This window comes from Alsobacter sp. P4_H11 (assembly GCF_056400925.1).
This window is the reverse complement of the sequence record NZ_JBFUKI010000011.1, coordinates 1-25,077: the sequence shown is the minus strand read 5'-3', so window position 1 is coordinate 25,077 and position 25,077 is coordinate 1. Positions and strand designations below refer to the sequence as shown.

General features: G+C 60.8%; 23 protein-coding genes and 1 pseudogene. 13 read left to right on the top strand and 11 right to left on the bottom strand.

The window, feature by feature from the left end; translation table 11 throughout:
* Positions 1-87 precede the first annotated feature (87 nt).
* Both AC1DSZ_RS18745 and AC1DSZ_RS18740 read right to left on the bottom strand, forming a co-directional pair.
* Complete coding sequence (locus tag AC1DSZ_RS18745; RefSeq protein ID WP_476839998.1) at positions 88-252, bottom strand: PsiF family protein; 165 nt, start codon at positions 250-252, stop codon at positions 88-90.
* A gap of 696 nt (positions 253-948) precedes the next feature.
* The gene (locus tag AC1DSZ_RS18740; protein ID WP_476839873.1) at positions 949-1,539 is read right to left on the bottom strand and encodes a GNAT family N-acetyltransferase; all 591 of its coding nucleotides are present in this window, start codon (positions 1,537-1,539) and stop codon (positions 949-951) included.
* 138 nt (positions 1,540-1,677) lie between these two features.
* Here AC1DSZ_RS18740 and AC1DSZ_RS18735 point away from each other — a divergent pair, with 138 nt between their 5' ends.
* From AC1DSZ_RS18735 to AC1DSZ_RS18710, 6 genes and pseudogenes are all read left to right on the top strand, one after another.
* Positions 1,678-2,355 carry a glutathione S-transferase family protein gene (locus AC1DSZ_RS18735; RefSeq protein ID WP_476839872.1) on the top strand — a complete coding sequence of 226 codons (678 nt, stop codon included), beginning with the start codon at positions 1,678-1,680 and terminating at the stop codon, positions 2,353-2,355.
* Between the two features lie 357 nt (positions 2,356-2,712).
* Positions 2,713-2,844 (top strand): annotated as a pseudogene (locus AC1DSZ_RS18730) (IS3 family transposase); the annotation flags it as partial.
* Between the two features lie 1,009 nt (positions 2,845-3,853).
* Entirely contained in the window at positions 3,854-5,683 is a 1,830-nt protein-coding gene (locus tag AC1DSZ_RS18725; protein ID WP_476839871.1) for a methyl-accepting chemotaxis protein, read from the top strand.
* Between the two features lie 17 nt (positions 5,684-5,700).
* Complete coding sequence (locus AC1DSZ_RS18720) at positions 5,701-7,059, top strand: HD-GYP domain-containing protein (RefSeq protein WP_476839870.1); 1,359 nt, start codon at positions 5,701-5,703, stop codon at positions 7,057-7,059.
* A 117-nt stretch (positions 7,060-7,176) separates the two neighbouring features.
* Positions 7,177-9,321, top strand: coding sequence for an ATP-binding protein (locus tag AC1DSZ_RS18715; RefSeq protein WP_476839869.1), 2,145 nt, complete (start codon positions 7,177-7,179; stop codon positions 9,319-9,321).
* Between the two features lie 277 nt (positions 9,322-9,598).
* Positions 9,599-9,895 carry an SWIB/MDM2 domain-containing protein gene (locus tag AC1DSZ_RS18710; protein ID WP_476839868.1) on the top strand — a complete coding sequence of 99 codons (297 nt, stop codon included), beginning with the start codon at positions 9,599-9,601 and terminating at the stop codon, positions 9,893-9,895.
* Positions 9,896-10,102: 207 nt separating this feature from the next.
* On the opposite strand, the gene AC1DSZ_RS18705 is transcribed toward AC1DSZ_RS18710, so the two are convergent.
* Positions 10,103-10,312, bottom strand: a complete 210-nt coding sequence (locus tag AC1DSZ_RS18705; protein ID WP_476839867.1) for a hypothetical protein — start codon at positions 10,310-10,312, stop codon at positions 10,103-10,105.
* Positions 10,313-10,510: 198 nt separating this feature from the next.
* A complete protein-coding gene (locus tag AC1DSZ_RS18700; protein WP_476839866.1) occupies positions 10,511-11,434 on the bottom strand; it encodes a LysR family transcriptional regulator in 924 nt (307 codons plus the stop codon).
* A 103-nt stretch (positions 11,435-11,537) separates the two neighbouring features.
* On the opposite strand from AC1DSZ_RS18700, the gene AC1DSZ_RS18695 reads away from it, so the two are divergent.
* The 4 genes from AC1DSZ_RS18695 (at position 11,538) to folK (ending at position 14,414) form a co-directional block, all read left to right on the top strand.
* Positions 11,538-12,467 carry an alpha/beta fold hydrolase gene (locus AC1DSZ_RS18695; protein WP_476839865.1) on the top strand — a complete coding sequence of 310 codons (930 nt, stop codon included), beginning with the start codon at positions 11,538-11,540 and terminating at the stop codon, positions 12,465-12,467.
* 263 nt (positions 12,468-12,730) lie between these two features.
* Complete coding sequence (gene folP / locus AC1DSZ_RS18690) at positions 12,731-13,531, top strand: dihydropteroate synthase (RefSeq protein WP_476839864.1); 801 nt, start codon at positions 12,731-12,733, stop codon at positions 13,529-13,531.
* Positions 13,532-13,570: 39 nt separating this feature from the next.
* A complete protein-coding gene (folB, locus tag AC1DSZ_RS18685; protein WP_476839863.1) occupies positions 13,571-13,936 on the top strand; it encodes a dihydroneopterin aldolase in 366 nt (121 codons plus the stop codon).
* Positions 13,929-14,414 carry a 2-amino-4-hydroxy-6-hydroxymethyldihydropteridine diphosphokinase gene (gene folK, locus AC1DSZ_RS18680; protein ID WP_476839862.1) on the top strand — a complete coding sequence of 162 codons (486 nt, stop codon included), beginning with the start codon at positions 13,929-13,931 and terminating at the stop codon, positions 14,412-14,414. The genes folB and folK overlap by 8 nt, the downstream gene beginning before the upstream one ends.
* 283 nt (positions 14,415-14,697) lie before the next feature.
* Here folK and AC1DSZ_RS18675 read toward each other — a convergent pair whose 3' ends face one another.
* From AC1DSZ_RS18675 to AC1DSZ_RS18665, 3 genes are all read right to left on the bottom strand, one after another.
* Positions 14,698-15,684 (bottom strand): methyltransferase, encoded by a 987-nt coding sequence (locus AC1DSZ_RS18675; protein WP_476839861.1) that lies wholly within the window; start codon positions 15,682-15,684, stop codon positions 14,698-14,700.
* A gap of 482 nt (positions 15,685-16,166) precedes the next feature.
* Positions 16,167-18,701: an HWE histidine kinase domain-containing protein gene (locus AC1DSZ_RS18670; RefSeq protein ID WP_476839860.1), complete on the bottom strand. Its 2,535-nt coding sequence runs from the start codon at positions 18,699-18,701 to the stop codon at positions 16,167-16,169.
* A gap of 1,726 nt (positions 18,702-20,427) precedes the next feature.
* Positions 20,428-20,625, bottom strand: a complete 198-nt coding sequence (locus AC1DSZ_RS18665; protein ID WP_476839859.1) for a hypothetical protein — start codon at positions 20,623-20,625, stop codon at positions 20,428-20,430.
* Positions 20,626-20,993: 368 nt separating this feature from the next.
* Between AC1DSZ_RS18665 and AC1DSZ_RS18660 the strand changes: the two genes are divergently transcribed.
* Positions 20,994-21,359, top strand: coding sequence for a response regulator (locus AC1DSZ_RS18660; protein ID WP_476839858.1), 366 nt, complete (start codon positions 20,994-20,996; stop codon positions 21,357-21,359).
* Between the two features lie 43 nt (positions 21,360-21,402).
* Here the strand turns inward: AC1DSZ_RS18660 and AC1DSZ_RS18655 are convergent, their stop codons facing one another.
* A complete protein-coding gene (locus AC1DSZ_RS18655) occupies positions 21,403-21,819 on the bottom strand; it encodes a DUF1236 domain-containing protein (RefSeq protein WP_476839857.1) in 417 nt (138 codons plus the stop codon).
* A 223-nt stretch (positions 21,820-22,042) separates the two neighbouring features.
* Here AC1DSZ_RS18655 and AC1DSZ_RS18650 point away from each other — a divergent pair, with 223 nt between their 5' ends.
* A complete protein-coding gene (locus tag AC1DSZ_RS18650; protein ID WP_476839856.1) occupies positions 22,043-22,273 on the top strand; it encodes a hypothetical protein in 231 nt (76 codons plus the stop codon).
* 132 nt (positions 22,274-22,405) lie between these two features.
* Positions 22,406-22,636 (top strand): hypothetical protein, encoded by a 231-nt coding sequence (locus AC1DSZ_RS18645; protein ID WP_476839855.1) that lies wholly within the window; start codon positions 22,406-22,408, stop codon positions 22,634-22,636.
* A 3-nt stretch (positions 22,637-22,639) separates the two neighbouring features.
* On the opposite strand, the gene AC1DSZ_RS18640 is transcribed toward AC1DSZ_RS18645, so the two are convergent.
* The 3 genes from AC1DSZ_RS18640 to AC1DSZ_RS18630 form a co-directional block, all read right to left on the bottom strand.
* Positions 22,640-22,987, bottom strand: coding sequence for a response regulator (locus AC1DSZ_RS18640; RefSeq protein WP_476839854.1), 348 nt, complete (start codon positions 22,985-22,987; stop codon positions 22,640-22,642).
* A gap of 869 nt (positions 22,988-23,856) precedes the next feature.
* Positions 23,857-24,525, bottom strand: a complete 669-nt coding sequence (locus tag AC1DSZ_RS18635) for an FAD-dependent oxidoreductase (protein ID WP_476839853.1) — start codon at positions 24,523-24,525, stop codon at positions 23,857-23,859.
* Between the two features lie 100 nt (positions 24,526-24,625).
* Positions 24,626-25,075: a Ros/MucR family transcriptional regulator gene (locus AC1DSZ_RS18630; protein ID WP_476839852.1), complete on the bottom strand. Its 450-nt coding sequence runs from the start codon at positions 25,073-25,075 to the stop codon at positions 24,626-24,628.
* Positions 25,076-25,077 lie beyond the last annotated feature (2 nt).

Genomic DNA, 25,077 nt, shown 5'->3' with positions numbered 1-25,077 from the left:
CCGACGCGGGCTTGGACAAGAATTAGCCGTAGGCGCTTGCGAGCGGTCCCCCTCCTTCGCACGGAAGTGGCCACTTCGGCCAAGCCGCTACGAGGAGCGCATGCACTTCGAACGGAACGTCTTCCGCGCCTTCCCGTGAAGGCTTTGCTGATCGGCTTGAGCCGAGCACTCCTTCGACTTGGCAGTGCGTTCGGCCTTGCCAGTCGGTGCTACGGGAGCGGCAGAGTTTCGAGCAGGTCCGCTGTTTTGCATCATGCTGCGGGAGGAGCCAGCCTGACCCGGGGTAGCGCTCGTTGCGCTCTGGGCGTGCGCTAGTCCGGGCAAGGCCATCAGAACGGTCGCGGAAAAGAGGGCAGCTTTAATCATGTGTGGAGCTCCAGACTTAGGACGGCTCCTCTCAATCGCAGGCGGGCTCTGCCGTTCCCGACACTGGCAGAGTTCAAACAGCCACCCCCTTGAGCGGCCTTGACCAGCACCAACGTTCTGTATCGTTCTTCCGCATGGCCGCATGGCCGCATGGCCGCATGCCGCATCTTCACCGAGGCTGATTCTAAATCTCTGCTCGACGCCGTCAGGGATTGCCGCACCGCGGCCATGCGGGCGATCGCGCGAGGGCGGTGACCGTTGGCTGGCCCGGGACTGAGCAAAAGCGGAGACGACCACGAATAAAAGCCAGGAGAGTTCCGAAGCGGCGGCGACCAGCAAGCGCGTCACGTACTATATCGCGCTGCTGTTCAATCGCGACGAGGCAGGCGAGTTGGTCGTCGGCGAAGCCGCCGAGTTCCAGAGCCCGGGCTCAGCAACGCAAGCTGCTAATCTGCTGGCGAAGAAACACGAAGGAGCGGTGGCGTTTTCGCGATCTGGCGACCCCTCGACTGGCGAGTTCGACGACGCAGTTGCGCTTGTCCGTTTAGGCGACGAGTAGGCGGCCGAAGGACAACGCTACAATTAATCGACGAGACCATCAGGCGCGACGATTTCGGGCTGAGCTCGCCGTCGATCCTGCCAGTCGCCCCGGGTCAGCCGGTGGACCAGACAGTCGTCCTGGTCAAACATCCGTCGTCCCTCCGGGCGGAAACCTAGCCGCTGGTAAAAGCGGATCGCGCTGGTGTTGGAGTTCAGGGGATCTATCACGATCGCCTCCACGCCCTGCTCGGCGAAGCAGCGGTCGATCATCTCCGTCATCATTCGCGTACCGAAGCCGCGGTTCAACCATTCGGGAGGACCAATCCAGATGTCTATCGCTCGTAAGCCGGGTTCAATCTCGCCGCAGTAGTGACTGGGCTCGGAATGTGGGTCGCAGACGGCCATGACCCCGATCGCGACGCCCTCCACCTCCGCGATAACATAGGTCAGCTCATAAGCGGACGTCGCAAGCTCCTCCGCCCAATCCATCCCATCGAAAGCGACCTCGCGGCTTGGCTCGTCCGACGAGCAGGCGATCACGTGCGGCTCGCGGTCCCACGTAGCCAAGAGTGCAGCGTCGGCGGGCGTGGCGGGGCGCAGGCGAAACGGATGCGAAAATAGAGCAGACTTCACGTTGTAACTCCCTCCGCTCCCCGGGTGCCTAGTGAGGGCTGCAGGCCACGATCGATTTTGGCGCCTACAGCAGACATCCCCACGTCACGCTGGATCGAAACCGCCTAGAACCGTCTTACGCATTCGCCAGGAGTTGCCATGAAGCCCACGATCACCGCCTTTGAAACCTCTCCGGACGAAGGGCAGGGCCATGCGCGTGATATGCGGATCCGTTGGGCCCTGGAGGAGGTCAATCAGCCTTATGCGGTACGGCTACTTTCCTTCGTAGCGCTCAAGCAACCGCCGCATTTGGCTCTCAATCCGTTTGGCAGCATCCCGACATTCGAGCAGGATGGTGTCACCCTTTTCGAGTCTGGGGCTATCCTTCTCCACATCGCAGAACGTTACCCTGGTCTCCTTCCGCCCAACGCCGAGAACCGGGCTCCGGCGATCACCTGGATCTTCGCCGCTCTGAATACCGTCGAGCCGCCCATCGTCGAGCGCGAGGCTACAATGGTGCTGGAAAAGGATGAATCCTGGTACTGGGATCGATTGCCTATGCTCGACGATCGAGTGCGCGCCCGCCTTTTTGCATTGTCGGCGAGTCTCGGCGAGGCGGAGTGGCTCATTGAATCATTCAGCGCAGCCGATCTTATGATGGTGACTGTGCTGCGTCGTCTCTTGGCCAGCAACAGCTCTGATGGCCCCAAGCTGCTCGGCGAATTCCCCACTCTCCAAGCCTATGTCGCAAGGGGTGAAGCTCGGCCCGCGTACCAACGCGCCTTCGCGGCTCAGCGCGCAGTGTATGAAGCTGCCGTACGTTGCCCGGCAACATGACAGGCTCCTGGTTTCAAGCAGAGCGACTCTTTGCGAAGCGCATGTCCGGCTGCTCTCTCAGGAAGGTTGCCCAGCAGGCGGAGCGGGAGCGATACGGCCTGCCAGCCCTTGAAGCACATCAGGAGGCAGTCTCCGGAGAGGTCTGCGACCGTGGTGGAGATCGAAGGTCTACCGCCTAGCATCGCGCGCGCTGCAGCTTTCACGCTCTACGAGGTCGTCGTGCAGGCTGATCGCACAGAAGATCGTCGGCAATTCGACTGCAGCGCCAACGGCAGACCCGATCGCAGCAGCATTCCAGGCAGGAACGATCAACGTGATGATCGGGTACTGCAGTGGGGCTGCACAGCGCCGCGCTGCAACGCCGTCCGACCGCACTCCGCACTTGGCTACAGGCCGCCCGCGCCCGAGGTCGCCCTGTGGCCGGCTCCGCAACCCCGACCAACTCCGCCGGCCACCCCGACCGTCGCCTCAGCGCCGTTCATGAACTAACATTGCAATCGGACCACTCCATGGGGGCCGGCCAGGCCCGAACTGTTTTTCGGGGGCATCGACGGCGAGCCTGAGGCCGTTGAAGAAATCAAGCGAGGTGGACCATATCGGGCGAGCATTAGTCTGGCTTCCCCGGTGTTCGGTTACGCCATGGGACAGCATGCGGCGGATTGGCTTGAAGGGAAGTCGATCCCGCTCGCAATGGATATTCTGCCGCGGGCGCTGTCCCGTGAGAACATCGCTCAATATGAAGCCGATTTGGCCAACCCTTCGCAAGTGTACAGCCGAGACTCTACGCGGGACTCGTACCTGAAGATGTATGGTAACATCTGCTATGACGATCGGGCTAACTTTATCAACTTTCCGTGGTCATCAGAATTGCGTTGAACGGAGCAACTCCAGCTGCAAGTCATTCGCTTGCATTGGAACGCCACCAGAATCGAACCAAACGCCGCGTCCGCCATGCGGACGTCCTTCCGACAACCTCCCCCAGACTCTGCAAAGTCGAGCTTAAGCGGCTGTTCAATTTCGAAAACAAGCTCCTGAATGAGTCCGTTTCAAGAGGGATAGGGCGCCAACACGGGCTGACCTGTGACGCCCAGACAGGGTTCGCTCTCCGGGATCAGGCGGGAAAAATTTAACTACTAACGGCTATTTTTGGGTTCTGAGTTTCATCTCGCGCGTTCCGGGAACCAACATTGCTCAACTTCGCAGCCTGGTTCCTAGCGAGCGTCGTCAGCGCGGCCGCAATCGCAGCTGCCGGGGCAAGCGCAAATCAAGACGGCACGCCTATGTTCCTGGTTTTGACAACTGACAGCGACAGCGCCGTGGAGCACGCGATGTCAGCTGGCGGCCTGCCGATCCGCGCTGCTGGCCGATTCGCTCTTTTGATAGCGGCCGACTCACCCAATTTCTCCGCCCGAATGCGCGCACAAGGCTATCTGGTTCAGATCGGCGTCAGTGGCCTCGTCGGATGCGTCCCAAATACCAATCGCAGGACCTAACATCGATGCCCATGGACTCACTGACACCAGTTCGACTTGCTTATGGCCGCTGGGTGATTGCAACGCTGTGGGCCAGTGCCGCCGCGGTCGTCGTGGTCGCAACGTTATCGCCGCGTGCTTCGGTGAGCTTCCTCGCCGTGATTTCGGTGATCGCGGCTGGCGTTCCGACGATGTTGTGGCGGTCTAAACCGGCCGGCGACGCGACGCGGTATGCATCTGCGATCGGGCTCTCGGCCATGGTTGGGTTGTTGGTGCAGGCCAGCGCCGGTACCCATTATCAGGTCGATATGCATATGGCCTTCTTCGCGGCCTTGGCCATCCTCTGCGGCTGGGTATGCGTGGTCTCGGTCGGCCTGTCCGTCGCTTTCGTGGCTGTTCACCACCTTCTGCTCAACTTTGTGTTTCCAAGCGCAGTGTTTCCCGACGGGAGCGATCTCAGCCGCGTCCTTCTGCACGCGGTGATCCTGGTCCTGGAGGGCGGTGCGCTTGTCGCCGCTGTCTCCACCATCTCCAGATGCCTTCGCGAAGCGGATGCAGCGACCAATCGCGCCGAAGCCGCTTCAAAGGCTCGTGACGAAGCCGAAGCTGAGCGAGCGAGGCTGGCAGAGTTGGCCACTACAACCCAGTCGTCGGTCGAGGAGCAGATCCTTGGCGCTGTGGGTGCGGCGGTGCAGGCCGCCCGCCAGGGCGACTTCACAGTCCGAGCGAACGCCAGTGCGGAACTTGGCCGGCTGCGGCCCCTGGTGGACGGCATCAACGAAATCAATGCTGTGGTCGACGAAGCCACGACGGAGTTCGTGGCCGTTCTGGGCTGCGTTGCTGGCGGCGACCTCACGCAGACGATTCAGACTTCTTACAAGGGTCGGTTCGCCGCATTACAACAGGCTATCAACGACACCGTCGAGCGGCTCGCCGAAACGGTAACGACCATCCAGACGACCGCAACCGACGTCGGCAGCGCCGCACGCGAGATCAACTCGGGCGCCGACGACCTGTCCCGCCGCACCGAGGATCAGGCGGCCTCGCTGGAAGAGACCGCGGCGACCACCGAGCAGCTGGCTGCTTCCGTGAAGGCTTCCGCGATGTCGTCCCGCCAGGCCGTGGAGCTGGCCGAGGACGCCACCAAGGTGGCCGAGAATGGCGGCAAGATCGTCTCGCAGGCGGTGGACGCGATGGCGCGGATCGAGCTGGCGTCGCAGAAAATCACGGACATCACCAGTGTGATCGACGATATCGCGTTTCAGACCAACCTGCTGGCGCTGAACGCCGCGGTGGAAGCCGCGCGCGCCGGAGAGGCCGGCAAGGGCTTCGCGGTCGTGGCGTCTGAGGTGCGGACCCTGGCGCAGCGCTCCAGCGAGGCCGCCAAGGACATCACCGGGCTGATCAACTCCTCCACGGCGGAAGTCGCGCAGGGCGTGAAGCTGGTGCGCTCGGCCGGCGAGGTGCTGGACAAGATCGTGGGCGCGTCGCAGCGCGTCGCCAGCACGGTGGGCGAGATCTCGACGGCCTCGGCCGAGCAGGCCAACGGCATCGACGAGATGAGCCAGGCCGTGGCCCAGATGGACCAGATGACCCAGCAGAATGCCGCCCTGGCCGAAGAGAGCGCCGCCTCGGCGTCGTCGCTATCGTCGCAGATCGAGCGGCTCAACGAGATCGTGGCGACGTTCCGGACGCGCGGCGGCGCGGTCCAGCATGTGGCCCGTGCGGCCGAGACCGAGCCGGCGCGCCTGCGCGAGCTGGCGGCCAAAGCTTTCAGGCCGCACGCTGCGGAGGCACGACCGCGCGCCGTTGTGCCGCCCCGCAAGGCGGCGAATGGCGGATGGGACGAGTTCTAGAACGGTCTAGATTGTACATGAAATCCGCGGAACTCGAACTGCCAGCGTTGTCGAATGGCCGGATCCGGCTAGCGGAACTTCTCGGCGCCCTCAGCCATGCACTCGATCTCACCGAAGGACAGTCGCCCGGCCACTGTGTTCGCTGCTGTTGGATTGGCATGCACATCGGCCAAGAAATCGCGCTGAGCGAGGCCGAGCAGTGGGAGTTGTATTACGCAATCCTGCTCAAAGATCTTGGGTGTAGCAGCAATGCGGCGCGTATTTGCCGCTTGTACATCGCGGATGACCTCAGCTTCAAAAGAGATTATAAAACGGTAGACGGAAGCGTTCGGCAGGCTCTTAGCTTTGTGCTCTCCCACACAGGCTTAAAAGCTGGGCTCTCGGAGCGATTCAGCGCCGTGTTGAACATTTTGCGTAATGGCGGCGAAATAGCTCGCGACCTGATCGACACGCGCTGTCATCGCGGTGCAGAGATTGCCCGCCGCATGCGGTTCAGCGAAGCCGTGGCGGACGGAATCCAGCACCTCGACGAGCACTGGGACGGAGGCGGCGCGCCTCTCGGATTAGCGAGGGCGCATATCTCTGTCTACGCGCGCATCGCTTTGTTGGCGCAAGTCATCGACGTCTTCCTGCCCAGCGGCAAAGCGAGCGCATTGAAGGAAGTCCGTAGCCGAGCTGGAACGTGGTTTGACCCCTCGCTGGTGGAGGCCTTTGAGCGTGTCGCAAATAGCCCAGCTTTTTGGGAAGGCCTTGAGGACGAAAGCTTACAAAAAAGGCTTTTTGATCTGGAGCCAGCGCGACAGCAAACGGACGTCGATGAAGACTACATGGATGATATAGCGTCTGCCTTCGCGCAGGTGATCGATGCAAAAAGCCCCTTCACGAGCGGCCATAGTGAACGCGTCACGGTCTTTACCGACCTAATTGCCGGCGAGCTCGGGTTAACCGTCGGCGAGCGCAGGCGGCTGAAGCGCGTCGCTCTTCTTCACGACATAGGCAAGCTCGGCGTCAGTAACGCGATTTTAGACAAGCCCGGTAAACTCGATGAACTTGAGTGGGCGGCCGTCAAAATGCACCCCGTTCACTCTGAGCAGATCTTGTCGCAGATCGAGGCCTTTCGGGGGTTAGCACCGATAGCGGGTGGCCATCACGAACGGCTGGACGGAAAGGGTTATCCTCGTGGTCTCGCCGGCGAGGCCATACCTCTCGAAACGAGGATAATCACAACGGCCGACATCTTCGACGCCCTGACTGCAGAGCGTCCGTACCGCGCAGCGCTACCGATACCAGCTGCGCTGAAAATAATGTCTGAATCGGTCGGTACAGCGATCGACCGCAACTGCTTTGATGCACTAGGCCGTTCGTTGAAAGCCTGATGCAGGAGCGTCAGAGCTGGTTCTCCCTGCTGAGCATCGTTGTTGGAACCCGATCGTGGGTAGGACAGTTAAGCTTGACCGCGGGCTTATGAGCCCGGCCGTATTGATCTTCTCGGAATGCAGGAACAAACAAATACGGCTGATCCCGCGAGACGGCTCGTAGCTCCGCTGTGCGCACTCGTGGTCGCCTGTGTGGCCCTGCCCCTCGTTGTGACGGTCTATTTGGGCTTTAGCATTTATTGGGACCTGTCACGTGCGGTTGACGAACGCATCCTGCGTACGTTGGACGTGCTTCAGGAGCATGCGCTCAAGGTTCTGCACACAACAGATCGTCTTCTGATAGAGGCAGATTCAGCTGTTACCGGGGGCCGCCTTGGGCAACCAGAGGATGAAGCGGGCGCCCACCGCAAACTGGCCGAACTGCAAAGCGTCCTTCCAGAAGTTGAGGCAATTTGGTTATTCGCGCCGGACGGGCGGGCGATTGCGAGCAGCACGGTCTTCCCGGTACCCGCAGTCAACAACTCTGATCGAGACTACTTCCGTGCGCAACGCGAGCAGGATGCAGGGTTCTTCATCGGCCCCAATGTGCGCGCCAAGGTTGGTGACCTTACATTTTTTGTCGTGAGCCGCCGCAGACCGGGCACGCCTGAGCGCCCCTTCGGCGGTGTCGTCGCGCTCACGCTTCCCCCAGCTAAGTTGGTGGAGTTCTACGAGAAGGTTGTCCGGAATACCGATATCTCCGCTGGGCTGTTTCGTGCAGACGGGACTCCGCTCGCCCGTTTTCCTGAGCCAACCGAGGGCCTCACCACTGCACGGACCACTCCAGCGTTTCTTCAGCAACTTCGCATCGACCCGGATACGGGTGAGTACACGGTGACGTCTGGACTGGACGGAGTGGTTCGGCGGATCGCGTACCGGCGAATTGCCTCTTACCCAGTCTACGTCACGGCGGGCTATGCACGAGACGCCATCTGGCGTGAATGGGGGATCCGAGTGTTGGACCAGGCCAAGCTTGGTTTCCCACTTACCATCCTCCTCCTCGCAATGAGTTGGTTCGCTCTGCGCCGGTCGCGCGAGCTCATCCACGAGTTCGAGCTGAGGCGTCGGGCCGAGGACGCGCTGCGACATTCGCAACGACTTGAGGCCCTGGGCCACCTTACCGGGGGCGTCGCCCACGACTTCAACAACCTGCTCATGATTGTCCAGGGCAGCGCGGATCGGATCGACCGCGATCCGTTGACACCTCGACAGGAGAAGATGTTGGGCGCGCTCCGCGAGGCCGTGCGCCGGGGAGAGAGTCTCACAAGACAGCTCCTCAGCTACTCGCGACGATCCGCGGTATCACCTCAAATTGTTCGCCTTCAGGACAAGTTCGACCCCCTGCGCCAAATGTTGCGCACGTCGCTTCGAGGAGACATCCTTCTCACGCTAGAGATCGATCCCGAGACCCGGCCGGTGTTCTGCGATGAATCCGAGTTGGATCTTGCGTTGCTGAATTTGGCCGTAAACGCGCGAGACGCGATGCCGCGCGGGGGTGAGTTTCGGGTCACAGCTAAAAACGAGCCGGGCGACGCTGCAGGCGTGTTGATCACGGTGAGTGACACTGGCCAGGGCATCTCTCGCGAAAATCTGGACAAGATTTTCGATCCGTTCTTCACGACGAAAGACGTCGGCCGTGGCACTGGTCTCGGGCTGAGCCAGGTTTACGGTTTCGCTACCCGCGCCGGCGGTCAAATCAATGTCATAAGCAATGTAGGTGAGGGCACCACGTTCAGGCTGTTCCTCCCTCAGGCCGACCCCGCTGCTGTCCCGAATGTGGGAACGCCCGAGATCAGCGCCAGAGCCACCAGGGCCATGCGGATCTTGCTGGCCGAGGATAACAACGATGTTGCGGAAGTGACCCGCGCTAATCTTGAGGCCGATGGGCACGAGGTCATCCGGGCTTCGAACGTCAGAGAGGCACTGCGCCTGTTAGAGAACGAAAGTAGCTTTGACGTGTTGCTCTCTGACATCGTCATGCCAGGGGGGCTATCCGGGCTCGACCTTGCGCGGGAGGTGGAAAAGCGCTGGCCGGACATCGGGATTATTCTCGCGACTGGATATAGCGCTGCTGCTCTGGACGGAGAGGCGTCAAGGTTCGATCTGCTACGCAAGCCGTATACGACGGCCAAGTTGCGAGATGCGTTGGCAAAACTCGCAGCGGAGCAGCAGGGCAGAGTTTTGGCGTCCCGCTCAGTCAGCAAGCGCTCGCGCCAGAGCTGACGGTCAGTCCAAAATGATCTCGGCCATTGAGGTTAGGATCGAAAGATGCACTTGGGGCCCTCAATGGGCGAGATCGAGGTAACTGCGGCCTAGTCGAAGCCCTCGAGCATCCAATCGCTTGACACAAGTCGGGCACCAGCCATCGAACACGACCCGCGTTGTGCCGGCTGCAGAGCGGCATCGACCAGCGAGATTCGGTCCCGGGCTGCGGCTCGACAGGAGCAGGAACTGACTAGGCGAACAATGGTTGTTCGTACCGAAAACCAAGGGGACCGTTATGGCTCGTGAACCTAAAACCAAGACAATCAAAGGCCCGGATTCAGCCGGCGGCGTCAAAGGCGGGCTGGCAAAGGCACTCACGCCGTCAAAGCAGCTGGCAGCTGTTGTCGGAAAGGACCCAGGCTCGCGGCCGCAGGTCGTCAAGCTGCTTTGGGAGTACATCAAAAAGAACGATCTACAGGATCCTAAAGATAAGCGTGAAATTGTTGCGGACGACATACTGAAAGAAGTATTTGGAAAAGACCGTGCGACGATGTTTGAAATGAACTCCCTAATTTCGAAACATCTTACGTAAGCAAGCTTTGCTCCACAGATCTCGATTTGATCGCGGACCGCCACCGCAGTTTTGTGTCTATAATGCGGGGGAGGGGGCTTCGGTCCAGACTAACAATGTGCTCGCAATCGCTGGAATCCGATCACTACAAGGCGTGACGAAAGTACTATTAGGAGTAGCATTAACGTAACGGCCGACGACGGCCAGAGATCTCGACGGGAATGCGATTCAATCACTGTCGTGTTCGGATTTTAGCTCTGGCCCTCTTGGGGAACAGCGTCCACAGCGACGATCAAGCTCAGCAATCTTCTGAACCAGCCGGTGGTGTGGGGCAGCCGGATTGGCTGCTGCCGTGAGCACGAGTTCTCGTTGCTGCTCTCGCAATTGCAGCTGCAGACGTTTGATGTCGGTGATCTCTGTGGGGAGAAGCTTCTTCATGACGAGCACATAGCCGGCCGTTGGCTCACACGCACGCTACGAGCACGTCTGCTTTGCGCCAGAAGCTGACATGGGCACCCTGCCAGTGAGCTGACCTTCGCCTACCGAATGCGAGTTGACGGTTGACGCCAACGATCCTAACCGGCGACCGACCGATCTCCGGTGACCCGAGCGAGGGGCGCAAATCGCTGACGCATGTCAGCCGTTCGCCTCTTTGACTGCCGTTGTTGCCTCCCAGAAAGCCGGATCGCCGAAGGCTGCGCGCAGGTGAGCGACCAGCGCCTTGATCTTGCCTGACGTGGCCCTGTCGCGCGGATGGGCGACAAAGAGTTCGGCGCCCTGCGGGGGGAGACCGGCATCGATCACCAACAGTCGTCCCGCCGTCAGGTCCTCGTGAACCACGAAGCGCGGCAGCAGGGCGATCCCGAGGCCTGCGAGGGCCGCGCTGCGCATCATCAAGCCGTTGTTCAAGCGCAGTGCTGCGCGCGGCCTAATGACGATGGCCCCCTTCGGGCCCTCGAAGCGCCAGTCGGCTCCTCTTCGGCTGTAGAGGATGGCCCGGTGAGCGGAAAGGTCCTCCAGGCACGCCACGGGCCCGGCTTGCGCTAAATATTCGGGCGAACCGACGAGATGGCGCGTGCTGGAAACAAGGCGGTGTGCGATCAGGCGACTGTCGAGTACCGGCCCGTGCCGAACGACTGCGTCAAAGCCATCGGCCGCGGGATCAACAAAATGGTCGTCGAGCTCAAGCGAGAGCTCGATGCGGGGATGCTGGCGCATAAACGTGAACAACGGCTCGGCGAGGCGCAAGGCGCCGAAACTCACCGGAGCAGACAGACGCAGCGGGCCGACGAGATCGCTGCCACGTTGCGCCAGTTCGGCGACCGCATCCTCCGCCTCCGAGAGCAGTCGCCGGGCGCGGGCCAGGAAGGTGCGGCCGTTTTCGGTGAGGGTCGAGCGGCGGGTGGTGCGCTGGATGAGCTGGGCGCCAAGGGCGCGCTCCAGTTCGGCGAGGCGTTCGCTAACTACCGACTTGGCGAGCCCGAGGCGCTGGGCGGCTGCCGTGATCGAGCCCGCTTCCGCGACGCAGAGAAAGGCGGAGACGCCATCGAGCTTCAGCACCGTTCGCCCTTTCCGAACTCTAGGATCGGCACTGGGAGGCTACTGCGGACGATGCCGGCGGCGCAACTTGGTGGAGCGTCACCTCAGAATCCCGGAGCCCCTAATGCGCGTCCTGATTACGCTGACACTGGCCGCCTTTGCTGCCTCCATGCTCATAGCTGCTCCTGCCTTGGCTGAGCCTGCGCCGTTTCCGGCTGACTTCACGGCGCGTGACATCGCGACCAATGGCACGATGCTGCACGTGCGGACGGGGGGGCAGGGGCAGGCGATCCTGCTCCTGCACGGCTACGGCGAGACCGGCGATATGTGGGGCCCGCTGGCGGCCGATCTAGCGCGCGACCATCACGTGATCGTGCCGGATCTGCGCGGCATGGGGCTGTCGGCCAAGCCCGGGGGCGGCTACGACAAGAAAACGCAAGGCGAAGACATCGTCGGCGTGCTGCGCGCGCTGGGCGTAGATCGCGTCGACCTCGTCACGCATGACATAGGCAATATGGTCGGCTACGCCTTCGCGGCCCAGCACCGTCAAGCCGTGCGACGCTTCGTGCTGATCGATGCACCGTTGCCCGGCGTCGGGCCTTGGGACGAGATTCTGAAAAACCCGCTACTCTGGCACTTCCGTTTCGGCGGCCCCGACATGGAGCGCCTCGTGGCCGGCCGCGAGCGGATATATCTCGACCGTTTCTGGAACGAGTTCTCCGCTCATCCTGATCGCTTCAGCGAGGGATCGCGGGCCCACTACGCCGCCCTCTACGCCGCCCCAGGCGCTATGCATGCGGGGTTTGCCCAGTTCGCCGCCTTCGACCAGGATGCGATCGACAACAAGGCCTTCGTTGCACAAGGCAAGCTCGACATGCCGGTGCTCGCACTCGGGGGCGAGAAGTCGTTCGGTCTAGCCATGGCGCAGGTCATGTCGTTTGCGGCAAGCCGGGTGACGGGCGATATTGTCCCCGATGCGGGCCACTGGATCATGGAAGAAAATCCTGAGGCCACGGTGGCGCTTGTCGCCGCTTTCCTACGAGCGAGCCCGTGAGGCGAGTCCCTGAATAGGCCGCACCGCATTGCCTTCGCGCCACGACCGCATTGCTCGCGGGCCGATCAAGAAGGACCAGAATGCTACGCTGGCGGGACCGTGATTCAAGAAGCGGCACACTCCCGCTTCTCGGCTTCTCATCAGCTGGAGTCCCCTCCGACATCCGGCCCTCGACATAGGTGAGTTTCGGGCCGATAAGCGGGCGCTCAAGGCCCGAGTGGACCGCCATGCAGCCTCCGGGCTTCCCCACCAGAACGCTCATCATGGGAATCGTCAACGTCACCCCAGATTCATTCTCGGATGGGGGCGAATTCTTCGATCCCGAGGCGGCGGTCCGCCATGCGCAGGATCTTGAAGCAGAGGGTGCAGACATTATTGATCTCGGGGGTGAATCCACCCGCCCGGGGTATCAGTCCATTGGCGCGGAGGAAGAGCAGCGCCGCGTGCTCCCTGTTGTCGACGCGCTCGCGCCAGCGATATTGTCCCCTATATCGATCGATACCTATCGTGCGGACACCGCCCGAAAATCGCTGGCGGCGGGGGCCCGCATAATCAACGACGTGTGGGGTCTCCAGCGCGACCCGGACATGGCCGCAGTGGCCGCCGACCACGACTGCGAAGTGGTTGCCATGCACAACCGGGAAACGCTCGACCCCTCACTCGACATCATCGAAGAGTTTCGTCGGTACTTTGATCGCACAATTGCTCTGGCGTGCCAGGCGGGCCTTCGGGACGAGAGGCTGATCCTCGATCCCGGGATTGGCTTCGGAAAGAGCTGGGTGCAGAACATGGATGCCTTGCGGCGCGTTGCTGAATTGAAGGCGTTCGGATTTCGGGTCCTGGTCGGAGCATCGCGGAAGTCCTTTCTCCGCCGCATCCTCGGCGACAACGTTGCTCCGAAAGACCGACTCTTTGGCAGCCTGGCGGCCCATTCGGCTGCGATCGCAGGCGGCGCGGACATCATCCGCGTTCACGATGTGAAAGCGCACTTCGATGCTGTTCGCACTCTCGACGCGCTTTGGCGCACTCGTGGCGGCCGCGACCGCCCGCCACACGAGAAGTGAACTGCGGCGCGTTACACGCGAGCGAGCCAGGAGCTATTCATGACTGACCGCGTCACCCTTTCGCGTCTAGCTGTTTACGCGCGCCATGGCGTGCTGCCCGAGGAGGCAGCTCTCGGTCAGCGATTCTACATCACGCTGACCTGTGAACTGGACCTTCGCCCGGCCGGCGCGGCGGACGACTACAACCAGGCCGTGTGCTACGGCGCCTTGGCCGATCTCGCGGTTGGGATTGCGACGGAGCGCCGCTTCAAGATCATCGAGGGCCTAGCGGAAGCGATCGCCTCAGCTGTGCTGGACGCCCAGCCACGAGTCCAGGCCGTGACGGTCAAAGTCGAGAAGCCGGAAGCGCCAGTGCAGCACATTCTGGACACGGTCGCGGTTGAAATCGAGCGGCGCCGTGGCTAGGGCTTGGGTGAGCCTGGGCGGCAATATCGGCGGGGACGCCAACGCCAAGCGCGCCGCGATTGCGGATGGGCTGCGCAGGCTGGCCAGCAGGGGCGTTCGCGTTATCGCCCGCTCTGGCGATTACCGAACTCCCCCTTGGGGGCCGGTCGCGCAGGACTGGTTTGTCAACGCGTGCGCGGAGATCCAGTGCGATTCGAGGCCGCGGGAGCTGCTGGATCTGCTTCTTGCGATAGAGCGAGACATGGGCCGCGTGCGCAATGAGCGCTGGGGTCCACGGCTGATCGACATGGACATTCTGGCCTACGAGGGCGTCACCATGCAGAGCCCCGACCTCACACTTCCTCACCCCCGCATGATGGATCGCGCGTTCGTTCTCGTGCCCCTTGCCGAAATCAGCCCGAACTTGCTCATCGAGGGAACGTCGATAGCACTGGCCCTCGCGCGGCTAGATTCGTCGGGGATTGAACGACTGGAATGAATGCCTCGCCCGCGCGGGTCCACAGCCCGAAGCGGGGATTGACGGGCTTTCGTCTGCGGCGGTTTGTAGATCCAACGATTTTCATCCTGACGCTCCACCGAAGGAGACCAGTGCTGACTGCTGTACGAAAGGCTACGGACGCATGATCGAGGGCCTTGGCCAGGTGATGCCCGCAATCGGCTTCGCGCCAGAGCCAATCCCTGGACTGACGGCAGGAACAAGACACTGGATCGGGACCAGCTTGAGGCGGAGACAATGGACAGCGCCGCGCATGGCGTCCCGGTCAGTGCAACTTTGCCTCGAGTATCTGTATGGCTGCGCCGGTGGGAATGACGTTGCTCAACACCAGCCCGCAGCGGCCGAAAAGCGCCTCGTACTCTTCCACACTGCGCTCTACGCCTCCCGTTACGGCGAGCATAGTGAGGTCAATAAGCTTGATTGAGGCGTAGTCGTTTCCAGGTGGCACGAGCGTTTCGGCGAGGAGGACGCGTCCATGAGGCGGCAGCACGCGGCGAACTGCCGACAAGATGGCGACCGCCCTCTCGTCTTCCCAATCATGGACGACCTTCTTCAGGATGTAGAGGTCCGCGCCCGCCGGCACGCTTTCGAAGAAGTCCCCTGCGATAAGGGACGTGCGCGGCAGAGGGCCGCCAATGCCTTTTTCGGCCTCGGCGATCCCGGCCGGCAGGTCGAACAGGATCCCGCCAAGGTGCGGGTGGTTGGCAAGGATGGCCGAGAGCAGTTGGCCATGGCCTCCACCGATGTCCGCAACGACGGAGAAGCCCGAGAAGTCGTAGGCCTCAGAGACTGCCTCGTTCAAGCCGCGGCCATAAGCCACCATCGCGGCCTGAAATGCCCGTGCGGCCTCGGGATGCTCAGCGAGCCACTTGAAGCGGGGCAAGCCGAACACGCGCTCGAAGGTGGGCTCGCCTGTGCGGACGGCGTGAGCCAATTCGGCGAAGGCTTTGTAAGGCTCCGCGCTAAGCATTTGTATGAAGTCCCGCGGCCCACGCCCTGCTCGCAGCGCCTCACCGACATCCGTGAGACTGAAGACGGCGCCTGGCTCCTCACGGAACACGCCTTCGGCGCACAGCACCCGGAGTATCCGGGCGAGCGCAGAACTCTGCACACCGCAATCGTACGCCAGATCCTCGACCGCCAGAGGACCATCCGCGAGCTTGTCGGCGATCTCTAGATCCGCGACCACCTTGAGGGACTGCGAGACGGCAAAGCCAAATCCAAGCCGCACAAGTTGCTGTTCAGGCGTCATAGTGGCTCACCTTCCGACCTGGACGGTCTACTCGCTGAAGACGAAATCCAGCGGGCAAGCATTAGACACCGATCGTCGCACTCTAGCCACCGCCCAGCAAGTCTGAAGGTCAGCAGCACGCGTTCAGCTCAGCCGGCTTTGCGCCACAAGCGGACGTCAGGCAGAGCGCCAACTGCGGACTAACGCCAAGATGCCCGGCCGCGTCGGGAGCCGAGCAGCTACAGCTTAGCCAATTAATGACAATCATCGAGTCATCGTTTGCGCACGTCCGTTTGGCAATGAGGCGCCAAGGCTACCAACAGACCAAGCAGGCGTAAGATCCCCGCCACAATTCTCCGCGCTTCGTGGATCGCGCCAGCTTGGACCGCTCGTGGCGAAGATTAAGGAATGTGGCACCAGTCTGGCCGGCAGCTTTGCGTTGTCCAGTTTGTGGCCACATCAACGAATGCCCTAGACCGGCAGTGTTCAAATTTTGTCAACGGTCAGCGAACAGCGAGGATAGCAGCAACCAAGCTATCAAGCTCGTAAGGCTTACGGATCACGGGCACTTTGGCCAAGTCTTCCGGCACAAGGCCCGTTTCGCCGTAGCCTGTGGCGAAGATGTACGGAATACCGCGCTGTTTCAGTGCTCGAGCCACAGGGATAGAAAGCTCGGCTCCTAGGTTGATGTCCAGAACAGCGAAGTCAGGTCGACTTTCGCCAATGAACGCCAGCGCGTCTCGCACGTTGCCAAAAGTCTCAACATTCTCGACGCCGGCTTCGAACAGCATCGTCTCCGCCTCTAGAGCGATCATGAGCTGGTCTTCAACCAACAGAACTGACTGGCCAGAAAGGGTGTTGGTTGTAGTGAGCGCAGCTTGTGGCGGAGGCACAAAGCTTTCGCTCCTATCCGCAACGTGATCAGTCACTACAATATGTCTGCCGGGGATGAGGAAGCGTGCTTGAACGCCGGCAGGATCATAAATGATGTCGCTGACCCCTCCTAGGTCGTGTGGGAGGCTGCGATCGAGGAGAACGGTTCCAAAGCCAGTACGCGACGGCGCCGAGACAGCAGGGCCGCCGCGCTCACGCCAGTGCAACTCGCAGCTCCCAAACTCATCGAGCGACCACCGAACCGCCAATGAACCGCCGCGCCGTGATAATGCCCCGTACTTCGCGGCGTTTGTCGCGAGTTCGTGGAGGACTAGCGCCATAACGGAGTAGGCTCGCGCATCCAATGCGACGTCTGGTCCGTCGAGCAGAATCTTCGCCACTCCTGCGTATGGGGACAACTCGGCTTCCAGCAACGCGCGAAGCATGCCCCCGCCTGATCCGCGCACGACTTGATCATGGGCGTTCGACAACGCTTGAATGCGTGCCTTCAGGCTTGCAACGTAATCGTGGAGTGTCCTTTCGCTCTCAACAGGCTGTGAGACGAGCGACTTGATCAGCGACAGGATGTTTTTGACGCGATGGTTCAATTCTTGATTGAGCATTCGCTGGCGCACGGTCGCTTTTTCGCGCTCTTCCTCCAAGGTCTCTGCGTTACGCAAAACGACTTCTACCAAAGCCGCTCGGGCGGCTTCAGCAATGTCGCGATCAGCTGTCGTCCATGGAAGAGACTGTCCCTGAACTGTTTCCTTCCAGATTGCGAAACTTTTGCGCGGCGTCAGTCGCTCGCCGAGAGATCCCGTCCCGTACTCTTTGTTAGGATCGCCAGCCCATTCGACAGTCTGCAAAACCTCCTTGCGGAACAGAAACACATAATCGCGCGGATGCTGGGATAACGGAATAGCCAGTACGCCTGACGCCCGCTCTCGGTAGGCTTCGGCCGAGGGCAATCGCTGGGAAAGACTGTGGCTTCCGAAAACTGTTCCCTCCGCTGCGTTCGCCATAAATCGGGCTAGAGCAGGCATTGCATCTTCGGGTGGCGCGCTCCCTTGCGAAGTCCACCGTCCGTTCATAAGCAATGCAACTCCGTCACTTGGAACGAGGCGTAGAAAGTTTTCCAAGCGGTTCGAGAAGAGATCCGCCAGATTGTCGCTTTCCGAAGCGTCTTTTAGTAAGCGGTCCAAAACGGAGCGGGCCTGGACAACAGATGCGAGCCTATTTTTATCGAGCAGAGCCTCCAAGTGAAGCGAGAAGAACTCACCGAATAGTTCGGCTGCAGCACGCATTCCAGCCGAAAGGCTGCGAGGCGCGTAATGGTGGCAAGCAATTAGCCCCCAAAGCGCACCCTCTACAATCACGGAAATCGACATGGACGCACTCACGCCCATGTTGCGCAGGTACTCGCAATGAATTGGCGATACGCTGCGCAACCGTGCAAACGAGAGGTCGAGTGGCTCTCCCGACGCGTCGAAAATGGGGGCGATAGGCGAGCTCGCGCCGGAGGCGTCGGCCACCACCCGAATGGTGTTCTCCACGTAAAGGCGACGAGCCTGCTGCGGGATGTCTGACGCAGGGAAATGCTGGCCCATGAAGCTTTCCAGCCCGCCACGGCGGGCCTCGCTGATCACCTGGCCGGACCCGTCGGTCGCAAAGCGGTAGATCATCACACGGTCGTAACCAAGCATTGCCCTCAGAAGGCGAGGTGTACTGCGCGTGAGTTCATCTACGCTGGCGAACCGACGCATGCGGCCCATAAGGGCGTTCACTAAACTTAGCGGGTCGCCGTCTTCTTCGCGGGGCTCTTCGAATTCGATAACCACAACGCCCTTGTGCTGATGCACAGCGATGTCAATCGGTCGACCGCCTGGGGCTTGGCGTCCTCTGACGAGGCCGGCCTGCGCGGGTTCATTGCTGATCGCAAGAGCATTGCGGATGTCGTGTGCCAATTGGGTTCCCACGACATCGTCCAGCTTCAGCCCAAGGATTTCCTGATCAACCCCCAGAAAAGCGCGGGCATTTTCGGATCGGCGGAGAACCACAGTTGCGGCCGCATCGCAGGCCAGCAGGCACCCATGCGCCTGAACGGATCCCGGCACATGGATTGGCTCACGATCGCAATTCGTGAGGTCGACAGGGCGGTTGCTCATAGCAGCGGTCCTCAGCATGTGGGCCGCGCCCAAATAGGCTTACAAAAAACCAACCTCATGCACGCAAGGCAAGTGCGACGATTGCGCACTGGTCGCATCGGTTTTGAATTCGCGCTGCACTTCGTGTGGAAAACGCCTTCGAGAGATGGGTCGGGCACGGCGCGCCAGGGTGGCGGAAATCGCCGAGCCGTGGAATCTTTGCGGCTGGACAGCGAAGGGTTCGTAAATGTTTCCGTATTCTGACAATTCGACCGATCGTCTGGCGGAGATCATCGGCGATGTGATGTCGCTGCTGGTGGTGCTCGGCCTGTGCCTCACCGCATTCAAGGTTTGGTGAAAACGGGGGGTGCCGCCACTCCGCAGCATGTACCATGCGGACGCCGCATTTCGCCACATAGCCCTAAAAACAATCCGCGCCATCATCGGGCCTGTTGTACCCTGGGGAGCGTGCCTTGAGCCGTGCCGGCGACAAACCTGACCGGGAAGGCGCATCCTTCCGCTTGCAGCAGGATGCTGTCTGGATCGGTCCGCAATGATTGAGCCGCCTGTTGGTCGGTGACGAGCAAGTTGGTCGGTGACGAGCAATCTCGTTTGCGATCAGGGCTGCAGACTTTTAGCCCATCTTGGTAGGGCACAGAGATCTCGCGGGCCGAGCGCTGCGAGGTCCCGCAACGTCGGCCCGGATGGGAGCCCGTCAGCATGCGCCAAGTCGCTGATCGCACGCTGAACCTTGTGCGGCAGGTGTCCTGACGATTGGGATCGCGAGTGGGTCGCCCATGCTCAGCTCAGGCGAAAACGAGTGCGCCCGGCGAGACCAGGTCCGTGGGCCATGGCGCGCTGAGAGGTGCGTAGAACGGCACGACCTGCTTGCCGTCCGCGGCCCGGATCAACACCCGTATCTCGTTCTGCTCGCCCACCCTACGAACTGCAACACCGCCAAACTGTCGTGCAACTTGAATTGCCTCCTGGCCCATCGCCTTACGCCAACGACCCTTGCAGACCCCGCCGGGGCAGACTTGAACGAAGAATGCGCGCACTTGGTCTCTCCACCTTGAACGCCTGGTAAACACAAGCTTGGGCAGAATGTTGCGCTATGGCGTTAGCCGAGCGTGATCGTGGTTTCAAAATCGAAGCAGCTAACTGGGGTTTGAAGCAGGCGTCCGGGACCAAACACTAACAAAGCGTAATTTTCTGAGCCTCGTGCGTCTCCGAACTCCTGGGAACTCGGCCAGCCAACTTCGGTTGTGCCTGCAACCGCGGGGGACCTTATGGCTAAATTGGAAATCCAAATCTCTGCTTCCCCTGACCAGTGTTCATTGAACCTGAAGGTGGACGGAGCGAGAATAGGCGGCGCCAGCATGGATGCGGCCGATCTCGATCAGCTGATCCATAAGCTCGCAGCAGCACGAGCCCTCTTGACCGATACGGTGCCCCTGCAGTTGGAGCCTGTCGCGAAGGTCGAGGCAGTTCGAGACCCTTGCTGGCGGGTGAACCAGCCGATTGAAGGCGGGTATCGACCTCTAATCCTGAGGCATCCCGGCCTTGGATGGATCGGATACGCGCTGTCTGAGCGCTCAGCAACCGAGATGGTCGAGCAATTAACTGCCCAGCCCAAATTGCCCGGCCGAGAAGGGCTACCAACGACAGCGCGCCAGTCACCATCCAGGCAGCTGGAGCGGCTACGGCCCTAGCGCGGCTACAGATGGCTCGCTCCTGGGCTAGGCTTTCAGCTTCTAGGCTTCATGCAGTCTGCCAGTCGCAGCAGTTCGTAGGCAATCCGGCGCGCTGTTTCGGGCTCCAAGAACACCATAGCTGTCGCGTCCTCTGAGACAGATGTTGCAGCCAGTACGATAGCCTCGCCGGCCTGTACCATTGTTGTGGTTACGGTGACCACATCGCCGTTCTCGTCCAGGTATTCCGCCACGCGACCTCTCATACAAAGCGACCGCACAGTACCCAGAGTGTCGACGGCCGTCAGGAACCACTGGATCAACGTCTCAGCGTTGGCATCTGCCCCGGACCTGCTCATCATGGAGCCGGTCGCAAATTAGTCCGACCCCAGCGGACCAGAGAGATGTTACAAATAAGAGAAGCCCCGCAGCAAGGGCATGCTGCGGGGCCGTTTGGGTCTTCTGGAATACGACCATTCTCTAATGTAGCGTCGGTTCAATTCGCATCGTGCGCTAAAGTTCCCAGTCGGGTCAGCGGTGCCCAGGTCCACCTTAGCTTCCGCTTAAAGCTCGCATTCGACGGACTAGAACGGGAGTTCATTTACAGCTGGTGAGAGTAGCGTTGAAACTCGTTCTGATTGTTGAAGACGAGATTCTGGCGCGCATGTTCCTCGCTGAGGCGCTCAGTGAAGCTGGTTATCGCGTTCTCGAGGCGAGCACCGCCGAGGAAGCCATCGCCATCTTCGGAGCGAAGCCGGATATAGCGGCGCTGGTCACCGACGTCGAATTCCCCGGACCAATGAACGGCTTTGAGCTAGCTTGGCTGCTCCATCGGCAGCTGCCCGAGTTGCCCATCGTAGTGGCATCAGGCCGAACGTGGCCGGGATCTGGCGTATTGCCAGATGCATGCATCTTTATGCAGAAGCCCTATTTGGCGGATGAGTTGGTTCTATTCCTCCACGAGCGTCTGGCCGGTGAGTTCGGTTGAGCAGCCCTGGAGCTAAGAAACTCCAGGGCTCGCCTAATTGAGATTAGTCGATGACCTGCACCACCCGGCGCGTCGAAGGATCGACAATCACGGTGCGATTATTGATCACAGAGTAGCGGTACTGCGTCTGAACGCCTACGTCCGCCGGAACGGGATACAGCTCAACCGTGTCAGTCAGAGGCTCGCCGACAACAACACGCTCCTTGTAGGTCACCGAGGGACGGCGCTGCTCCACAACGTACTGGTGAACCCGCGTGCCGTCGGACTGCGAAAGGGTGCCCCCGACAACAGCGCCGGCGACGCCGCCGACCACAGCGCCAACGGGTCCGCCTACGATGGCGCCACCAACTGCGCCGGTCGTAGCGCCGGCCGCGGCGCCGCTCTGTCCCGACTGAGCCAGGGCAGCGCCCGGCAGGATGAGAGCCAGCGAAAGCGCCGACGCGATAATGGCCTTGTTCATGGAGACGTCCTCTCTTTTTCGAAGATGGACCATGAACGTGGCTTCGCCTCAGCTGTTCCCGAAGCTCGCGGCTGGTGGTTCTGAGCGGCTTAATTAACTCTAACGCTTAACTGCGTTGATCATCGGGGGGGGGGGCAGTTTCGAGACACGGGGGGTTCAAAGGCCGAACCAAAAAAGCAAGCGAACGTTGGCTCGCCGATAATCACCAACTGGAGTTTGTGGAATGAAAACCCTTATCATAGCGGCCGCTGCGTTCGTGGGCCTGGGCACTGTGGCCGCCAGCGCTCAGACTGTAGACGTGCGGGTTCATCGTGATCGCGGCCTGCATCGTGGATGGGATCATCATCGCGGTTGGGAGCGCCACCACGAGATGCGCTCCAGCCGCATGCATGGATGCAAGACCATCATCATCAAGCGCGAAGGCATGACCAAGCGCATCAAGAAGTGCGGTTGATCGCAACGCGGACGCCTTCAGTGGCGAGGCCGGGGTAAGTGCCCCGGCCTTTTCCATGAATTTGAGGTGAACGGCACGTCCAGATGGCATTCAGGTGCCGGAGCTAAGGTGCATCCCCAATCGGGAGGTCACATGGCGGTATTTAGAATTGGGCTTGTTCCGGCAGATAACCTTTACGGCGAAGTCTGCTTCGAGTTTGTGGCGGAGGCGCAAGGAGAGACGCTGCATGACGCTTGCGTGGAGCACGCGGCCATTGATCCGAGCTTTGCGGACAGCTTCGATCCACACGAAATGACGGCCAAAGGTAGGAGGATCGTCTCTCTGGACCACTATACACGCTCGACCCTGCAGTCGCCTTTTTAGCCATCACCCGAGGCTGCTCTCGATCGCGTGCGCCAGATCTCGGCACATGAACGGCTTTTCCACCACCGGGGCACCGTGGTGCGCCGCCCTCACCCTCTTGGGACTTGCGGTCACGTAGACCACTGGGACAGCAGCGATCCTGGCGCAGATCTCTTGGACGGCCTCGACGCCGGTCCCTTGCTTTAAATTGTAGTCGGAAAGAATGAGCCCAGGGCAACGCTCAGCTGCGGCAGCCACCGCTGCCTTAGGGTTGCTGGCCAGGTCCACAGTCACGTCAGGCAGGATCTCTTCGACGCATGCCTGAACTTCCATGGCAATCAGAAGCTCGTCTTCAATGATCAGAACGTGCATGTTCACCACCTCTGCGGCGATTAAATCAACCGGATCGGGTGGAAGTTCCTGACTTTTTAAGTGTCATTCAGCCCGCAGCTGCTCCCAAATTGCGCCAGCGAGATCGTCGCAGTAGAACGGCTTGGCCACAATTTTTGCCGCTGGCTCACGCACGACGACCTCTTCGGGGCTCCCGGTAACATAGACGACCGGTATGTCCGGGCAGACGCTTGAACAGATGTCTTGTGGCTGGTTTGTCACCACAGGCCAAGCTGCGTCGAGGACGCGTAGAACGGAAGCACCTGCTTCCCTGAGTCAGCCCGGATCAGAACACGGATCTAGTTCTGTTCACCAACCCTGCGAACAGCGAGCCCGCCGAACTTCCGCGCAACTTCGATCGCCACCTGACCCAGAACCTTAAGCCATTGACCTCTGCAGACCGCGCCGGGGCACACCTGAACGAAAAACGTGCGCACTTAGTCCCCCCATTGGCTGCCTGATCAACACAAGCTTGGGCGAAACGTTACGAGATGGCCTCAGGTGCGGGTCGTCGTGGTTCAAAAAGTCAGAACGCAGGCCAGGGTACGGAGCAGGCCGGCGAGCGTTCAGGAACTCGCATCGTCGGCCGCTCATTTAATCGTTAGAAATGAGAGGAGAGCCGTCGATGAAAGTCGCTATTTCTGCTGCAATCGGGGCCACCATGCTCGTCGCTGCGCAGCCGTTGTCCGCCATGCCCCAGTCGTTTGGTCCAAGCACTGATCTCACGGGAACCCATAACGTACGCACGGTTTGCGATCAGTGGGGCCGCTGCTGGGAGCAGCCGCGTTCCCGCTACAGGCAGGAATACGGGTACGATAACCCATATGATCAGGGCGACTACAGGCGCCCGCTCAGCAAGTGGGAGCGCAAAGGTTTCTGTCCGCCTGGACAGGCCAAGAAGGGCAATTGCTGAAAGTCCCAGAACCCGGCAGCGAAGCGTGCTGCAGGCCCACCTGCGTTCCGCGTAGAAAAATTCTCGTCGGCCGGAGAGTTCCGCCGAGAAGGAGACATTCTGAACGTCCACTTAGGGTCAGAAGTGCACCTACGACGCGGTCCGTTTTATGATCCTGCGGGCACAGAGCTTCGAACGTTTGCTGCTGCGGCATCAGTAGTTCGTTGCAAGGGAGCTTAGCGCCTTGCTCGCGAAGCTTCGATTGGATGTATTTCACGTCGAGGTCCCGCAGCCTTTCTCCAGATTTTGCCGCGATGGCGGCCGCCGCGCCGGCCGCTTGGCCGGTCACCATGCAAGCAGGCTGGTTGCGCGTGTATCCGTCCGCCTCGTGATTGGCCGAAATCGCCCGTCCGGCGACCACAAGCCCTTCGATTTCTTGGGGCACCAGGCAGCGGTACGGATTTTCGTAGGTGAAGAGCGATGCAAAAAGCTCGCGGTTCTCGATGTCCTCCAAGGACCCTTCCTTGCCGTCGGGGCTGTGGCGCGGCCCCTTGGGGTTCTGCCGATTAGAATCAATGCCGACGCTGTCCGGAAGAGAAACCTTGTCGAGAATGTCCTGCTCGGTCACAGACACATTCAATGTCAAACTTGGCTTTAGTAGCGCCGCCGAACGGCCGAGCAGGGCGCCGCAGGGACTTACGGGACCATGGCCGCAATCAGAGACCTGACTATGCGTCGGCCTTCTTTCGCCCACTCTTAGCAACCGGCTTTGACGGGAGCTTCACCCGGTTGTTGCCCAGACCCATGCGTTTCGCCAGCGCTGAGCGCGCCGCAGCGTAGTTCGGCGCCACCATCGGATAGTCGGAGGGCAGACCCCATTTCTCGCGGTAATCGAGCGGGGTCAGCCCATAACGTGTGATCAGGTGCCGCTTCAGCGACTTGAACGACTTTCCGTCCTCCAGGCAAATGATCGCGTCTGGTGTGATCGACTTCTTGATCGATACCGCCGGCTTCAGCTCCGGCGGTGGTTCAGTCACAGCCGTGTTGGTCGCCGTTAGCGCACTATGGACAGCTGTGATGATGTTCGGGATGTCTCCGAGCGGAACCGAATTATTGGACAGGTAGGCCGAAACGATATCAGCCACGAGTTCAATGGGGTTGGACTCACTGTCGCTCATCG

Excerpts from the sequence above, each read along its gene's own strand:
- AC1DSZ_RS18695 (WP_476839865.1), top strand. The coding sequence starts at position 11,538 with ATGCGCGTCCTGATTACGCTGACACTGGCCGCCTTTGCTGCCTCCATG.
- AC1DSZ_RS18645 (WP_476839855.1), top strand. The coding sequence starts at position 22,406 with ATGGCGGTATTTAGAATTGGGCTTGTTCCGGCAGATAACCTTTACGGC.
- AC1DSZ_RS18630 (WP_476839852.1), bottom strand. The coding sequence starts at position 25,075 with ATGAGCGACAGTGAGTCCAACCCCATTGAACTCGTGGCTGATATCGTT.
- folB (WP_476839863.1), top strand. The coding sequence starts at position 13,571 with ATGACTGACCGCGTCACCCTTTCGCGTCTAGCTGTTTACGCGCGCCAT.
- AC1DSZ_RS18650 (WP_476839856.1), top strand. The coding sequence starts at position 22,043 with ATGAAAACCCTTATCATAGCGGCCGCTGCGTTCGTGGGCCTGGGCACT.
- AC1DSZ_RS18710 (WP_476839868.1), top strand. The coding sequence starts at position 9,599 with ATGGCTCGTGAACCTAAAACCAAGACAATCAAAGGCCCGGATTCAGCC.
- AC1DSZ_RS18640 (WP_476839854.1), bottom strand. The coding sequence starts at position 22,987 with ATGCACGTTCTGATCATTGAAGACGAGCTTCTGATTGCCATGGAAGTT.
- AC1DSZ_RS18670 (WP_476839860.1), bottom strand. The coding sequence starts at position 18,701 with ATGAGCAACCGCCCTGTCGACCTCACGAATTGCGATCGTGAGCCAATC.
- AC1DSZ_RS18675 (WP_476839861.1), bottom strand. The coding sequence starts at position 15,684 with ATGACGCCTGAACAGCAACTTGTGCGGCTTGGATTTGGCTTTGCCGTC.
- AC1DSZ_RS18720 (WP_476839870.1), top strand. The coding sequence starts at position 5,701 with ATGAAATCCGCGGAACTCGAACTGCCAGCGTTGTCGAATGGCCGGATC.
- AC1DSZ_RS18655 (WP_476839857.1), bottom strand. The coding sequence starts at position 21,819 with ATGAACAAGGCCATTATCGCGTCGGCGCTTTCGCTGGCTCTCATCCTG.
- AC1DSZ_RS18715 (WP_476839869.1), top strand. The coding sequence starts at position 7,177 with ATGCAGGAACAAACAAATACGGCTGATCCCGCGAGACGGCTCGTAGCT.
- folP (WP_476839864.1), top strand. The coding sequence starts at position 12,731 with ATGGGAATCGTCAACGTCACCCCAGATTCATTCTCGGATGGGGGCGAA.
- AC1DSZ_RS18745 (WP_476839998.1), bottom strand. The coding sequence starts at position 252 with ATGCAAAACAGCGGACCTGCTCGAAACTCTGCCGCTCCCGTAGCACCG.
- AC1DSZ_RS18725 (WP_476839871.1), top strand. The coding sequence starts at position 3,854 with ATGCCCATGGACTCACTGACACCAGTTCGACTTGCTTATGGCCGCTGG.
- AC1DSZ_RS18735 (WP_476839872.1), top strand. The coding sequence starts at position 1,678 with ATGAAGCCCACGATCACCGCCTTTGAAACCTCTCCGGACGAAGGGCAG.
- AC1DSZ_RS18705 (WP_476839867.1), bottom strand. The coding sequence starts at position 10,312 with ATGAAGAAGCTTCTCCCCACAGAGATCACCGACATCAAACGTCTGCAG.